Below are 13,843 nucleotides of genomic sequence, written 5' to 3' on the forward strand. Positions count from 1 at the left end.
GCGAGATCTACGGAGCTGGCTCGGGGCCTAAGGGCGGATACGGCATCCAGTTACCCGGTCTTGATATGCCTATCAAGATTGTGACAGCGGTCGATACCGTTCGCAATACCACGAACGGCATGAGGGGAATAATACAAGGTCGGATTAGCGCACAGCGCGTAATCCGACAACATTGTTGGCGCTTCCTGTCACGCCACTTTATTTGCCACCAATTCCAATTGGTGCCGCATCTCCACCGACTGCACCAGCAACGCCCGGATATCGTTGATCAGGTTGAATTCCGTCTGATTCAATTGGATCGGCGGGAAGCTGTCGTCCCAGTCGCCGTATAAAAARCCCGTGGGGTGGCCGTTGGCCGACAGCGGCAGCACGACGAAGCTGCGCGCTTCCGACAGGGTCGCTTTCCACCATTGCGGCAGCTTGGCGGCGAATTTCGGATCGCGCGCGTTGTCGATGAAGATCACGCGGTCGCTATTGAGGGCCGCATGGAAGACGTTCGGCTCATACGCGTCGCCAAACACCATCAAATCCTGCAGGTCCGCCATGCCCTCGCCCAAGCTGATACGCGCCGAATACAAATGGTCCCTGTGGTTGCGCACGAACGCCACCGAGCGCGAAAAATCGAAGCCCTGGTGCAGCGTTTCGAGCGCCATCGAGACCATCTGTCCCGGGCTGGCGCTGCCGATGGCGCCGCGCAGATCGGCCAGGCCGCCGATCAATACGCGGTTGCCTTCGGCGCGCATGCGCGTCGACGCCAGCTGGCGCGCGCGCCGTTCGGCCGGTTTCGACAGCGGTGCGATCGACAGGTCGGCCGCCGCCATCGCCTTGGCCTTGTCCACCGCCACCACCAGGTCGGTCGCGGTGATGCCCAGGGTGCCCGCATAATCGTCGATCAGCGCATGCACCTGCGCCGCGCCGGCCGCATCGTCATGCCAGAGCGAGTCGGCGCAGCGCGCCGCCATCGTCGACAGGCCCGCCATCCAGTCGGCGCCGCTGACGGGGGAGTTGTCCGGCGACGGGTCCATCGGACGCATCCCGTTGATCAGGTGCTGCGGCAAGCCCCAGTGGGCGGCCGTGGCATAGCCCACTTCGGGCAGCGACAGGCCGAGGATTTCGCGCGCGGCGGCGGCTTCGTTGCCGGGACCCGCATGCGCCTGCATGCGCGCCCAGAAGTCCGTCATGTAGAACGTCACCATCATGCGGCCCAGGGTGTGCAGCATCGAGCAGACGACGGCTTGCTCCGCCTGCAGGCTGCCGGCGCTGGTGGCCACCTGCTGCGCCACCATCCCGGCCAGCACGGCCTTTTCCATTTCCACGTGGGCGCTGACGGAATCTGGCGAGGCCTGCGACAGCTCCTCGATCAGCTTCAGGCCCAGCGCCAGGTGGCCGATGGCGTCGATGCCGAGCACCAGCACGGCCTTCGAGACCGTGTTGACGCGCTGGCCGAAGGCCGAGTACATGCCGCTGTTGGCCAGCCGCAGCACCTTGTGCGTGAGGACAGGGTCGGACAGCACCGTTTGCGTGATGTCGAATTCGTGGTCATCCTCGCCGCGCATGGCGCCCAGGATGGCGCTGATGGCTTTCGCGAAGCCGGGCATGTCGCCCTGCTGGCGCGTGCGCGCCCACAGCAGGTCCAGGGTGTTCTTGCCGAGTTGTGTCGGTACCGTGAAATGACCTGGATTCATTGCACCCCTCCGCGCGGTTCATTGGCAGACGGCGCCGGCACCAGCGCCGCATAGGTTTTGTCGCTCAAGGCCGATAGCGCGGCATGGGCCGGCATCGGCTTGCCCGTCAGGTAGCCTTGCACGTACTGGCAGCCGCGCGACTCGATGAAGTGCATCTGCTCCTCGGTTTCCACGCCCTCGGCCACGACGGATAAATTCAAATGCTTGGCCAGGTCGAGAATAGTGTTGCAGATGGCCGCATCCTTGCTCGATTCGGGCAAGTCCTTGATGAAGGTACGGTCGATCTTCAGCACGGAAATGGGGAAGCGCTTCAGATACGCGAGCGAGGAGTAGCCGGTGCCGAAATCGTCGATGGCGATGCGCGCGTGGCGCTCCGTCATCTTGACGAGGATGGTTTCCGCATGCACGGGGTCGATCATCAGCGTGCCTTCCGTAATTTCCAGCACCAGGTGTTCGCCGGAGAGTCCCGAAAACGCGATGGCTTCATCGAGCACGTCGAGGAATTTATCGTTGCGGAACTGGCGCGGGCTGATGTTGACGGAAATGTACAACGGCCGTTTGGCCACTTCCTGGAACTGCTTGAGCTGCACGCAGGCCGCCTTCAACGCCCAGGCGCCGAGCAGGTTGATCAGGCCATTGGCTTCTGCGATCGGGATGAAGCGCACGGGCGGCACCAGGCCCAGGGTCGGATGCTTCCAGCGCATCAGGGTTTCGAAGCCCTGGATCTGCCGCGTGTGCGCATCGACGATGGGCTGGTAAAACAGCAGGAATTCGCCTTCGCGCACGGCGTGGAACATGGCCGCTTCCAGCGAAATATCGTGTTCCGACGGGCCGTTCAGGCGCGGGCTGTAGACCAGGCAGCGGGCCTTGCCCGTTTCCTTGGCGCGCGACATGGCCGCATCGGCCAGCGCCACAAGGCGCACCTCATCCTCCGCGTGCAGCGGATAGATCGATACCCCGACGGAGGCGCCCACGTAGATCGTGTGGCCATCGACTTCGAACGGCGCCTGCAGGGTGGCCAGCAGGCGGCCCGTCACCAGCTTGATCTGGGCGTCGGTGGCGCTGCCAGGCAGCACGGCGACGAATTCGTCCCCGCCAACGCGCGCCAGGGTGTCGCTGTCGCGCAGGGTCTTGCGCAGGCGCGCGGCGGCCAGGCGCAGTACGGCGTCGCCGACGGGATGGCCCAGGCCATCGTTGACCTTTTTGAAACCATCGAGGCCGATGGTGGCGACGGAAAAGCCCTGGCCCGAACGGGCGGCCTGGGCGATCACCATGCGGATGCGGTCCGACAGCAGCAGGCGGTTCGGCAGACCCGTGAGCGCATCGTGCGTGGCCATGTGGCGCAGCCGTTCTTCCGTGTTGTGCTGGGCCGACGTGTCGCGCCCGACCACCAGCAATTCGGCCACGCCGGCCGCGTTCATATAAGAAGACAGGCGCAGTTCGAACCAGATTTCCTGGTCCGGCGTTTGCAGGCGCACTTCCAGGCGGCCCGGCTCTTCCAGCGCGTCTTCCAGCGCCGCCTGCAGCGCCGCGCGCGACGCTTCCGTGGCCAGCGGCAGCAGCAAATGGCCGGACAGGCCCGAGGGCGCGCCAAACAGGGTGGCCGCGCGCTTGCTGGCGAACAGGATCAGGCCGTCCGTATCGAGCCGGAACACGACGTCGCCTGCCTCTTCCATGAGGTTGTCCAACTCGTGGCGGGCCTCGCGGTGGGCGGCGGATGGGGTACTGGAAAACATCGTGCTGGCTTTTACCTTTTTATTATCAGTGCCGGCGCTCGCTGCAGGGCAGGGCGCCAACGGAAACAGTGCATCGTGCGTGACGCGCGCCATAGGGGCCGCAAGGGCGGCTATCGGAACGCGATCCACACGAAATGTATCATTGAAAAGCACTCGATTACATGAAATAAAGCAACATTGCTTCAGGTTTTGTAAATATTCCTGCCTTCCATGAAAAAAATCATGCCGCGCGACACACATAGGCATTTCATTCCATGTGGAAACATTTATCTGCGCTTGCTTCCACTGGCGCGCTTGCCCCGGTTTGCGCTTTGCGCTAGTCTGGCTGGCAGACGGTGTTGACGGCGCGCCCGCGGCAGGCAAGGGCGCCATGATAACAAATCGCGGGAGCCCCCCCATGAATGCTTTTGATACGCATGAAGTTTTCAACCAGGCCACGCCGTTTGAAAACGTCAACCTGTTCGCCTGCGACCCGGCGCTGATCGAAGCGCTGCTGCGCGAGGGCGGCGGCGCGGCGCTGCGGGAGCTCGACGCGCTGGGCGACAAGCTGGGCCGGGCCGAGACGTACGCGCTGGCGCGTCTGGCCAATATCCACACACCCGAACTGCAGCAGTTCGACCGGTCCGGCCGGCGCATCGACGAGGTGCTGTTCCATCCAGCCTGGCATGAGCTGATGGCCATCCTCGTGGGCGCCGGCGCGCACGCTTCGCCCTGGGCCTCGCCCGGTCCCGGCGCCCAGGTGGCGCGCGCGGCCGCCTATCTATTGGTGGGGCAGGTGGAAAACGGCACGCAGTGTCCCGTGACGATGACGTATGCCTCGGTGCCGGCCTTGCGCCAGGCGCTGGATCTGCCGCAGATCGCGCAACGCTGGCTGCCGAAAATCCTGTCGCGCGAATACGATCTCCGCTCCTTGCCCGTGGAACAAAAACGGGGCGCCCTGGTCGGCATGGGCATGACGGAAAAACAGGGCGGCTCGGACGTGCGCAGCAATACCACGCGCGCCGTGCCCGTGCCGCCGGACGAGGCGCAAGCCCTGTTCGGTGCAGAGGCTGGCGGCGCCTGGCGCATCGTCGGCCACAAATGGTTTTTTTCGGCGCCGCAGTGCGACGCCCACCTGATCCTGGCGCAGGCGCAAGAGGGTGGGCTGTCGTGTTTCTTTTTGCCCCGCTACCTGCCCGACGGCAGCCGCAACGCCATCCGCGTGCAGCGCCTGAAAGATAAACTGGGCAACCGCTCGAACGCCTCGTCGGAGGTGGAGTTCACCAATGCCTACGGCTGGCTCGTGGGGCAGCCGGGGCGGGGCATTCCCACCATCCTGGAAATGGCCAGCCACACGCGCCTCGACTGCGTGCTGGGCAGCGCCGGCATCATGCGCGCCGCCTTGACGCAGGCGCTGCACCATGCGCGTCAGCGAGCCGTGTTCGGCAAGCCGCTGGCCGAGCAGCCGCTGATGCAAAACGTGCTGGCCGACCTGGCGCTTGAATCCGAGGCCGCCACGGCGTTTGCGCTGCGCCTGGCCCGCTGTTTCGATGAAAAGGATGATCCGCAGCAAGCCATGCTGGCGCGCGTGCTGACGCCGGCCGGCAAGTACTGGATCTGCAAACGGGGGCCCGGCTTCGGCGCGGAAGCCATGGAGGTGCTGGGCGGCACCGGTTATGTGGAAGACGCGCCGCTGGCGCGTTTATATCGCGAACTGCCCGTCAATTCCATCTGGGAAGGTTCGGGCAACATCATGTGCCTCGATGTCTTGCGCGCCTTCGGCAAGTCGCCGGCCGCGCGCGACGCCCTGGCGGCCGAGCTGGCGCTGGCCGGCGATGACGACGCTTCCTTTGTTGCCTACCGTGCGCGCCTGCTGGCCGATCTGGATGGGCCGCAGACGGATGAGTTTGGCGCGCGGCAATTGTCCGAACGCATTGTGCTGGCCGTGCAGGCGGCCTTGCTGCTGCGCCATGCGCCACCGTTTGTCGCGCAAGGTTTCCTGCAGTCGCGCCTGGTGCAGGCGCCGGGCGGTGCGTATGGCCGCTTGCCGGCTGGCACCGATTGCGCGGCCATCCTGGCGCGCGCGCTGCGCGAGTATTGATTTCAATAAGTCTGAATATTTCGAAAATTCCGGCCACAGGCGGGCTGCGGACTGGGATAATGCTGCAATCCATGATTTTATCGACACACGGCGCGCTTGCGGTGCATGCTTGCCGCCGCGCCAGAGAGTAGAGAAAGAAAAACAATATGAAACAAGATCCACGCTTCCCGAATTTGTTCATCACCGATCATCCTTTGATCCAGCACAAACTGAGCCACATGCGCGAGCACGACACGTCGACGCGCACCTTCCGTGAGTTGCTCAAGGAAATCACCTTGCTGATGGGTTACGAGATCACGCGCGATCTGCCGCTGACCACGCGTGAAATCAAGACTCCGCTGGTGACCATCGACGCGCCCGTCATCGCCGGCAAGAAGCTGGCCATCGTGCCCATCCTGCGCGCCGGCATCGGCATGAGCGATGGTTTGCTGAACCTGGTGCCTTCAGCGCGTGTCGGCCACATCGGCGTATACCGCGACCCGGCCACGCACATGCCCGTGGAATACCTGGTGCGCCTGCCGGACCTGAACGAGCGTACTTTCATCCTGTGCGACCCGATGGTGGCGACCGGCAACTCGGCCGTGTATGCCGTCGATGTGCTGAAAAAGCGCGGCGTGACGGATGAACAGATCATCTTCCTGGCCCTGGTGGCCGCACCGGAAGGCGTGACCGTGTTCCAGAATGCGCATCCGAACGTCAAGATGTTCTGCGCCGCGCTCGATTCGCACCTGGATGACCACGCCTACATCGTGCCGGGCCTGGGCGACGCCGGCGACCGTATCTTCGGCACCAAGTAAGTCATTCAGGCGAGTATTGCGATGGCAACCTTGATCGATCCGGATTTTCGCGCGCGTTTGCGTGCCTTGAACGAAAAATATGCGGCCAGCGTGCCTGCCCTGATGCAGGCGATTGCGCAGGCAAGCGGCCGCTGCGACGGCGAAGGCGCCCGTCTGGAACCGTTGACGGAGCTGCACCGCGCGTTGCACGCGGTGGCCGGTTCGGCCGCCACCTTCGGCTTTGCGGCGCTGGGCCAGGAGTGCCGGCGCATCGAGCAGCTGGTGCGCGCCATGCTCAATACCCCCGCGCAAGCGGCGGCGGAATGGCCCGCCTTGCGGGCGCAAGTGGCGGCGCTACTGGACTGGGCAGAACGTGATGCGGGCGCCCCCCATTTCACGGTGTGAGCGACAGCACTACAGAGATGTGGTTGCAATGATTCATTTGATGCAACGCAAAGCACCCGCGTCGAAGATTAGGATATAGTGTCTCCATGCCGCTGGTAAAGGGCGCCGCAAGACGGGGATTTGGCTATTAAAGTAGTGTTCGCAAGTTTATTTTGCGAAAGAATGGTTTTTCTCAGTTTTGTTGGTATAATTGGGCATCGTTGGATTCGAGGTAGTAGTGCAGTTTGTCTGTCATTTCTTTCTTGCTTCAAACGATATAACGGGCGCAAGCCCAACTTAACTGAAATAGGAAATTGTAATGGCAACTGGCATCGTAAAATGGTTCAATGATTCGAAGGGTTTCGGCTTTATTACCCCTGACGAAGGCGGCGAAGATCTGTTCGCTCACTTCTCGGCTATCCAGTCGAACGGCTTCAAGTCCCTGCAAGAGAACCAACGCGTTTCTTTTGAAGTGACCGCTGGCCCTAAAGGCAAGCAAGCTTCGAACATTCAGCCAATCTAATACGCTGGATCAAACGAAATAAAGAAATCCTCGGTCTCCGGGGATTTTTTTTCGCCTGAATTTCTGTGAAGCATCGGATTTGTGTGCCTGTCATGGCTTGCCAGCCCCTTTTTGCCGCGCTGTGCGTGGGGGAGTTGAGCGTAGGTCGGCTTGGCGCTTGCGCGTAAGCCGACTGTGTGGGCGTCGGCAAGGTGTCTGGGTTGGTGTCGGCTTACAGTCGTCGGCTTACGCTGCGTTAAGCCGACCTACGCCGACTTGTGTTGATCTGTGTGGCCGAGCTACCTCGTCATACTGCCGGGCAGTGACGGCGCCAGTCAGGCATGGACACGTCACGGCGCTCAATCAAATAGCCCGCTCGCGCCAGTAGTCGGGTTGCGAATATGCATGCCGTAAAAAATCCACGAACGCGCGTATGCGCAGCGGCAAGTGGCGGCGCTGGGCGAACACGGCATAAATGTCATTGCCCGGGGCGGCGAACTGGTCCAGTACCGTCACCAGCAGGCCCGATTCGATCTCCGCACCGACCTCCCACATCGAGCGCCATGCCAGGCCCTTGCCGGCCAGCGCCCAGTCGTGCAGCACTTCGCCATCGTTGCAGACCATGTTTCCCGCCACTTTTAAAATTATGTTCTTGCCGTTTTCGCGGAAGGTCCAGCCCCGCTGGCTGCCTTCGCTGCTGATCGCCAGGCAATTGTGCTTGGCCAGGTCGGCCGGGATGCGCGGCGTGCCCGCCCGTTTCAGATAGGCGGGCGAGCCGACGAGCACGCGCTGGTTGTCGGCCAGCTTGGTGCTCACGAGCGAGGAATCGGACAGGCTGGCGATGCGGATGGCCACATCGATACCTTCGCCGATCAGGTCGACGAGGCGGTCGTTCAGGTTCAGCGACACCGTCACGTCGCGGTGCTCGGCCACGAACGAGGGGATCAATGGCGCCACGTGCTGGCGGCCGAAACCGGCCGGCGCGGAAATGAGCAAATGGCCGCTGGCTTTGACGCTGCGCTCGGCCACGGCCGCTTCCGCTTCTTCCAGTTCGCCCAGGATGCGCTGGCAATCTTCCAGGAAGGCGGCGCCTTCATTTGTCAGCGCCAGCTTGCGCGTCGTACGCTGCAATAATTTGACGCCGAGGCGCTGCTCCAGCGCATCAAGGCGCCGGCCTATCATGGCCGGTGCGATGCCTTCCGCGCGCGCGGCCGCCGACAGGCTGCCCTTGGCCACCACTTCCACGAACGTCGATATTTGTCTGAACTGCCCCATGCCGTGCTCCCGCGATGCCATCACTTGTGATAAAAACGCATAGATGAAGTGATTTTTAATCTCGTTTCCATGCCTTATAGTGCAATACTATAGAACAAACGCGCCGGCCGGCAGAGTGTTTTTGCGCCTCTGTCCAGCTTGCCCGCGCAGGCGTTCAGCTTATACTTGGATCACCAGATTACCTTTGCTTATATTTATTAAAAACCGGAGAACTTCATGACGCAGAACACGATCGCACTTCCCGAGGGCATGCAAATCACGGGTGAAATCCAGCCCGGCTACGAACAGATCCTGACGCCAGAAGCGCTGGCCTTGGTGGCCAAGCTGACGCGCGCGTTCGAGCCGCGCCGTCAGCAATTGCTGGCCGTGCGCGTGGAACGGGCCAAGCGCCTGGATGCGGGCGAGCGTCCTGATTTCTTGCCAGAAACCGCGCACATCCGCGAAGGCGACTGGAAGATCGCGCCGATCCCGAAGGCGCTGGAATGCCGCCGCGTAGAAATTACCGGTCCCGTCGAGCGCAAGATGGTCATCAACGCCTTCAATTCCGGCGCGGACAGCTACATGACGGACTTCGAGGATTCGAACACGCCGAACTGGGATAACCAGATCACGGGCCAGATCAATATGTTCGACGCCGTGCGCAAGACGATTTCGCTCGAGCAAAATGGCAAGTCGTACAAGCTGAACGACAAGATCGCGACCTTGGTTGTGCGCCCGCGCGGCTGGCACCTCGATGAAAAGCACGTGCTGGTCGACGGCAAGCGCATTTCCGGCGGCATCTTCGATTTCGCCCTGTTCATGTTCCATAACGCCAAGGAACAACTGGCGCGCGGCGCCGGCCCGTATTTCTACCTGCCGAAGATGGAATCGCACCTGGAAGCGCGCCTGTGGAACGACATCTTCGTCATGACGCAAAACGAATTGGGCTTGCCACAAGGCACGATCAAGGCGACGGTGCTGATCGAAACCATCCTCGCCGCGTTCGAAATGGATGAAATCCTGTACGAACTGAAGGAACACAGCGCGGGCCTGAACGCGGGCCGTTGGGATTACATCTTCTCGTGCATCAAGAAATTCAAGCTGGACAAGGATTTCTGCCTGGCCGACCGCGCGAAAGTCACGATGACGGCGCCATTCATGCGCGCCTATGCCTTGCTGTTGCTGAAAACCTGCCACAAACGCGGCGCGCCAGCCATCGGCGGCATGGCAGCCTTGATCCCGATCAAGAACGATCCGGAAAAGAACGACATCGCGATGGGCGGCGTGCGCAACGACAAGGCGCGCGATGCCACCGACGGCTACGATGGCGGCTGGGTTGCCCATCCGGGCCTGGTGGAACTGGCCATGGGCGAGTTCACGAAAGTGCTGGGCGACAAGCCGAACCAGATTGACAAGCAGCGTCCCGACATCGACGTGAAAGCGTCGGACTTGCTGAACTTTCAGCCGGAAGCCCCGATCACGGAAGCGGGCTTGCGTTACAACATCAACGTGGGCATACACTACCTGGGCAGCTGGCTGGCCGGCAACGGTTGTGTGCCTATCCACAACCTGATGGAAGACGCGGCCACGGCCGAGATCAGCCGCTCGCAAGTGTGGCAATGGATTCGTTCCAGCAAGGGCGTGCTGGAAGACGGCCGCAAGGTGACGGCCGAGATGGTGCGCGCCATGATTCCGGAAGAGCTGGCCAAGGTGCAGCGCGATGCGCCGGGCGGCAACGGTCCGACCTATGTGCGCGCCGGCCAGATTTTCGAGGAAATGTCGACGTCGGAATCGTTTGCCGAATTCCTGACCTTGCCGCTGTACGAGGAAATCTGATCCTGATCAAATAGATCGGTAAAAAAAATCCCGGCGTGCTTTTTGGCACTGCCGGGATTTTTGTATTGAAGTCTGCAACGCCTGACAACACCGTAGCGAGCGGAAGGAATAGGCGGGCGAGAAGCGCAACCGTACTTTGTACGGGGCCGCCGAGGCGGTGAGCATCGCAGGGCGCCTATGCCGACGCGCAGTAGGTTTGGTCCGGTGTCCTCAGAAGTTGTTTTTCCACATCCGCAAGGCGGCAAACGCTTCGACGGGCGAAGCATCGGTGGTCAGCTTGCCTTCCACCTTCAGGCTGCTCAGGATGGCCGGTTCGCGGTAGCGCAAAAAGGGGTTCGTGGCCTTTTCAAGGGCAATGGTCGATGGCACGGTCGATAAACCCTGCTGGCGCTTTTCCGTGTCGATGGCGATGCGTTCCTGCAAGGCCACATTGCCCGGCTCGACGGCGTTAGCGAAGCGCAAATTGGACAAGGTGTACTCATGCGCGCAAAATACCTCGGTATCGTCGGGCAGGGCGGCCAGCTTGCCCAGCGAGTCGGCCATCTGGCCCGGCGTGCCTTCGAACAGGCGGCCGCATCCGCCCGCAAACAGGGTGTCGCCGGAAAACAGCCACGGTGCGCCGCTGCGCTCGTCGCGCTGGCGCACGTAGGCGATATGCCCCTTCGTATGGCCGGGCACGTCGATGACGGTCATTTGCAGGCCCAGCTCGGGCACATAAGCGACATCGCCTTCGGCAAGCGGTTCCGTGATGGCTGTGATAGCCTCATTGCGCGGGCCGAAGACGGGGACGGCGAAATGCTGCAACAATTCAGGCACGCCACCCGTGTGGTCGGCGTGGTGATGCGTGAGTAAAATGGCGGACAAGGTCAACTGATGGGCTTGCAGGGCATCGAGGGCGGCCATCGCATCGCCAGGGTCGACCACGGCGGCGTGGCGGCCGTCATGGATCAGCCACAGGTAATTGTCGGCAAAGGCGGGCACGGCAAGTACCGATAAAGCGTGTTCAGGGGAGTGTGTCATGAGCAAAAGAGAAAACTGAATGGACAGTGTGGCATCCGAAAAATCCATTATAGCGCTTGACGGCTGGCTGCAGACGCCGGCCGGTGTGTACGTGTGCGCCTGGGAGCAGCAATGTCTCGACAGTCTGACCGTCGACATCTTCGGTTTTAATGCCGTGCAGATCGGCTTGCCCCAGCTCGACGCACTGGCCGCCAACCGCATGCCGAACAAATGGTTGCTCGATTCGCGCCTGCCATCGCGTCCGCCGCAGGACAGCCGCCTGACCCTGGTGTCGGCCTTTGACGAGCTGCCGTTCGACTCGCAAAGCCTGGACCTCGTGGTCTTGCCGCACGTGCTAGAGTTTGCCGCCGAGCCGCACCAGGTCTTGCGCGAAGTCGAGCGCGTGCTGATCCCCGAGGGGCGCGTGATCGTCTGCGGCTTCAATCCGGCCAGCCTGTGGGGTATGCGCCAGGGCCTGGGTCGAATCACGGGACGCCACTACCTGCCGCAGGCGGGCGAACTGATCTCTATGCCGCGCATGAAAGACTGGTTAAAATTGCTGAACATGGGCGTCAGCCAAAGCCACTTTGGCTGCTACGCACCTGCCTGCAGGACAGAAAAATGGCTGCGCCGCAACGCTTTCATGGACAAGGCGGGTGCGCGCTGGTGGCCATATCTGGGCGCAGTGTATATAGTGCAGGCGATCAAGCGCGTCAAAGGGATGCGTTTGATCGGTCCGGCGTGGACCAAGAAACCGGCGACGGCGCCCGCAGGCGCACCGGTCACGAATAAAAGGCGGGAACAGCAAGATGGCTAAGTTTGAAGACAAGGTAGAGATTTATGCCGATGGCGCATGCAAGGGCAATCCCGGCACGGGCGGCTGGGGCGCGCTGATGGTAGCCGATGGCGCGAAGAAAGAAATTTACGGCGGGGAACTCAATACGACGAATAACCGCATGGAATTGAAGGCCGTGATTGAAGCCTTGACGGCGCTCAAACGTCCGTGTCAGGTGGTGCTGTATACAGATAGCCAGTACGTGCAGAAGGGCATCAGCGAATGGATCCATGGCTGGAAGGCGCGCGGCTGGAAAACGGCGGCCAAGGCGCCCGTAAAAAACGTCGACCTGTGGCAGGCGCTCGATACGGCCCAGGCCGTCCATGAAGTGGAATGGCGCTGGGTGCGCGGCCACAACGGCCATCCGGGCAACGAGCGGGCCGATCAGCTGGCCAACCTGGGCGTGGAAACCGTGCGCGCGTAAGCACAGCCAACGTCGCCAGTTGTAATCGCAGGGCACAGGTTTGCTATACTGTGCCCTTCGCTTTTTGCTTTTACGAATGAATCCGCCATGCGTCAAATTGTTCTCGATACTGAAACCACCGGCCTGAACCCGCGCACGGGCGACCGCATCCTGGAGATCGGGGCGGTCGAACTGAACAACCGCATGTTGACGGGAAATAATTTTCACCATTACATCAATCCCGAGCGCGATTCGGAAGAGGGCGCGCTGGCCGTCCACGGATTGACGACGGAATTCCTCAGCGACAAACCGAAATTCGCGGAAATCGCCGACGAATTCCGCGCCTACATCGCCGGCGCCGAACTCATCATCCACAACGCTCCTTTCGATATCGGCTTTCTCAACGCGGAATTCAAGCGTCTGAACCTGCCGCCCGTGCATGAACAAGTGGTTGGCGTGATCGATACCCTGGTGCAGGCGAAGGAAATGCATCCGGGCAAGCGCAACTCCCTCGACGCCCTGTGCGACCGCTATGGCGTCTCGAACGCCCACCGCAAGCTGCACGGCGCGCTGCTCGACTCCGAATTGCTGGCCGACGTCTACCTGGCCATGACGCGCGGGCAAAACAGCCTCAGCATGGAAGAAGAGGTGGAAGTGGCCGCCGACGGCGCCGTGCTGGAAATCGTGCCCCTGGCCGAAGTCATCTTCCAGAGCGCCACAGCCGACGAACTGGCCGCCCACGCAGCCACCATCGCCGGCCTCGACAAGGCCGCCAAAGGCCAGTGCATCTGGACCGCCGTCACGGCCCCGCCAGCGGCCGCCTGATAAAAAACGGGCATGGCAAATTTCCTGTCACCAGCCCTTGCGGATGCCGCAACACCTATGCGATAATTCGCCTCGCTTCGGGAGGTTAGCTCAGGGGTAGAGCACTGCATTCACACTGCAGGGGTCGCAAGTTCGAAACTTGCACTTCCCACCAAAATTTTCGTTTGTATTCAATGACTTAGAATTTTGTATCTTGTCTGGATAGGAACTTGGGGCAAACTTGGGGCAATGGGATTTTCGTCCATTGTCCAGCCCCAAACGATACGGCCGCTTTCTGCGGCCGTTTTCACATCAAGTTGGCTTAGAACGGCTGACATCTCTCTCACTTGCTTTCAAAGCAACGCCCTCGTACACTGCACCATTCTGATGGCCGCTATCGCCTGCGGATTCAATCGGTGGTCGCAACACTCTAACCTAAACGCCTAGGTTACAGGAGTGTTGAAGATGAAACAGAAACCACGCATTTATTACACCGAGAGCCAGAAGGCCTTGATGTGGGAGCGCTGGAAGCAAGGCGACTCCCTGCAG

Annotated in this window: 12 protein-coding genes and 1 tRNA gene; 9 read left to right on the plus strand and 4 right to left on the minus strand. The window is 61.5% G+C overall.

What is annotated here, in order from left to right:
• Window positions 1–188: 188 nt before the first annotated feature.
• Both CBW66_RS16120 and CBW66_RS16125 read right to left on the minus strand, forming a co-directional pair.
• Entirely contained in the window at window positions 189–1,685 is a 1,497-nt protein-coding gene (locus tag CBW66_RS16120) for an HDOD domain-containing protein (protein WP_086140971.1), read from the minus strand.
• A complete protein-coding gene (locus CBW66_RS16125) occupies window positions 1,682–3,421 on the minus strand; it encodes a bifunctional diguanylate cyclase/phosphodiesterase (protein ID WP_086140972.1) in 1,740 nt (579 codons plus the stop codon). The genes CBW66_RS16120 and CBW66_RS16125 overlap by 4 nt, the downstream gene beginning before the upstream one ends.
• 397 nt (window positions 3,422–3,818) lie before the next feature.
• On the opposite strand from CBW66_RS16125, the gene CBW66_RS16130 reads away from it, so the two are divergent.
• From CBW66_RS16130 to CBW66_RS16145, 4 genes are all read left to right on the plus strand, one after another.
• Window positions 3,819–5,501 (plus strand): isovaleryl-CoA dehydrogenase, encoded by a 1,683-nt coding sequence (locus CBW66_RS16130; RefSeq protein ID WP_086140970.1) that lies wholly within the window; start codon window positions 3,819–3,821, stop codon window positions 5,499–5,501.
• A gap of 146 nt (window positions 5,502–5,647) precedes the next feature.
• Complete coding sequence (gene upp / locus CBW66_RS16135; RefSeq protein ID WP_046682928.1) at window positions 5,648–6,298, plus strand: uracil phosphoribosyltransferase; 651 nt, start codon at window positions 5,648–5,650, stop codon at window positions 6,296–6,298.
• 21 nt (window positions 6,299–6,319) lie between these two features.
• A complete protein-coding gene (locus tag CBW66_RS16140) occupies window positions 6,320–6,682 on the plus strand; it encodes an Hpt domain-containing protein (protein ID WP_086140969.1) in 363 nt (120 codons plus the stop codon).
• A 298-nt stretch (window positions 6,683–6,980) separates the two neighbouring features.
• Window positions 6,981–7,184, plus strand: a complete 204-nt coding sequence (locus CBW66_RS16145; protein WP_010398811.1) for a cold-shock protein — start codon at window positions 6,981–6,983, stop codon at window positions 7,182–7,184.
• Window positions 7,185–7,526: 342 nt separating this feature from the next.
• On the opposite strand, the gene CBW66_RS16150 is transcribed toward CBW66_RS16145, so the two are convergent.
• Window positions 7,527–8,438 carry a LysR family transcriptional regulator gene (locus CBW66_RS16150; protein WP_086140968.1) on the minus strand — a complete coding sequence of 304 codons (912 nt, stop codon included), beginning with the start codon at window positions 8,436–8,438 and terminating at the stop codon, window positions 7,527–7,529.
• 216 nt (window positions 8,439–8,654) lie between these two features.
• Here CBW66_RS16150 and aceB point away from each other — a divergent pair, with 216 nt between their 5' ends.
• Window positions 8,655–10,253: a malate synthase A gene (gene aceB, locus CBW66_RS16155; RefSeq protein WP_086140967.1), complete on the plus strand. Its 1,599-nt coding sequence runs from the start codon at window positions 8,655–8,657 to the stop codon at window positions 10,251–10,253.
• Window positions 10,254–10,463: 210 nt separating this feature from the next.
• Here aceB and gloB read toward each other — a convergent pair whose 3' ends face one another.
• Window positions 10,464–11,273, minus strand: a complete 810-nt coding sequence (gene gloB / locus CBW66_RS16160) for a hydroxyacylglutathione hydrolase (RefSeq protein WP_086140966.1) — start codon at window positions 11,271–11,273, stop codon at window positions 10,464–10,466.
• 19 nt (window positions 11,274–11,292) lie between these two features.
• On the opposite strand from gloB, the gene CBW66_RS16165 reads away from it, so the two are divergent.
• The 4 genes from CBW66_RS16165 to CBW66_RS16180 all read left to right on the plus strand — a co-directional run bounded on the left by CBW66_RS16165 (window position 11,293) and on the right by CBW66_RS16180 (window position 13,469).
• Window positions 11,293–12,069: a class I SAM-dependent methyltransferase gene (locus CBW66_RS16165; protein ID WP_086140965.1), complete on the plus strand. Its 777-nt coding sequence runs from the start codon at window positions 11,293–11,295 to the stop codon at window positions 12,067–12,069.
• Window positions 12,062–12,511, plus strand: coding sequence for a ribonuclease HI (gene rnhA / locus CBW66_RS16170; protein WP_046682922.1), 450 nt, complete (start codon window positions 12,062–12,064; stop codon window positions 12,509–12,511). Before CBW66_RS16165 ends, rnhA begins: the two co-directional genes overlap by 8 nt.
• An 87-nt stretch (window positions 12,512–12,598) precedes the next feature.
• Complete coding sequence (gene dnaQ / locus CBW66_RS16175; protein ID WP_086140964.1) at window positions 12,599–13,315, plus strand: DNA polymerase III subunit epsilon; 717 nt, start codon at window positions 12,599–12,601, stop codon at window positions 13,313–13,315.
• A gap of 79 nt (window positions 13,316–13,394) precedes the next feature.
• Window positions 13,395–13,469: transfer RNA gene (locus tag CBW66_RS16180), tRNA-Val, on the plus strand.
• The last annotated feature ends 374 nt before the right edge of the window (window positions 13,470–13,843 follow it).

Source organism: Janthinobacterium sp. GW456P (genome assembly GCF_002127655.1).
In the GTDB taxonomy this organism is placed as follows: domain Bacteria; phylum Pseudomonadota; class Gammaproteobacteria; order Burkholderiales; family Burkholderiaceae_D; genus Janthinobacterium.

Bases quoted from the DNA above. Each gene is read 5' to 3' on its own strand.
- CBW66_RS16125 (WP_086140972.1), bottom strand. From the start codon at position 3,421: ATGTTTTCCAGTACCCCATCCGCCGCCCACCGCGAGGCCCGCCACGAG.
- CBW66_RS16130 (WP_086140970.1), top strand. From the start codon at position 3,819: ATGAATGCTTTTGATACGCATGAAGTTTTCAACCAGGCCACGCCGTTT.
- upp (WP_046682928.1), top strand. From the start codon at position 5,648: ATGAAACAAGATCCACGCTTCCCGAATTTGTTCATCACCGATCATCCT.
- CBW66_RS16140 (WP_086140969.1), top strand. From the start codon at position 6,320: ATGGCAACCTTGATCGATCCGGATTTTCGCGCGCGTTTGCGTGCCTTG.
- CBW66_RS16145 (WP_010398811.1), top strand. From the start codon at position 6,981: ATGGCAACTGGCATCGTAAAATGGTTCAATGATTCGAAGGGTTTCGGC.
- CBW66_RS16150 (WP_086140968.1), bottom strand. From the start codon at position 8,438: ATGGGGCAGTTCAGACAAATATCGACGTTCGTGGAAGTGGTGGCCAAG.
- aceB (WP_086140967.1), top strand. From the start codon at position 8,655: ATGACGCAGAACACGATCGCACTTCCCGAGGGCATGCAAATCACGGGT.
- gloB (WP_086140966.1), bottom strand. From the start codon at position 11,273: ATGACACACTCCCCTGAACACGCTTTATCGGTACTTGCCGTGCCCGCC.
- CBW66_RS16165 (WP_086140965.1), top strand. From the start codon at position 11,293: ATGGACAGTGTGGCATCCGAAAAATCCATTATAGCGCTTGACGGCTGG.
- rnhA (WP_046682922.1), top strand. From the start codon at position 12,062: ATGGCTAAGTTTGAAGACAAGGTAGAGATTTATGCCGATGGCGCATGC.
- dnaQ (WP_086140964.1), top strand. From the start codon at position 12,599: ATGCGTCAAATTGTTCTCGATACTGAAACCACCGGCCTGAACCCGCGC.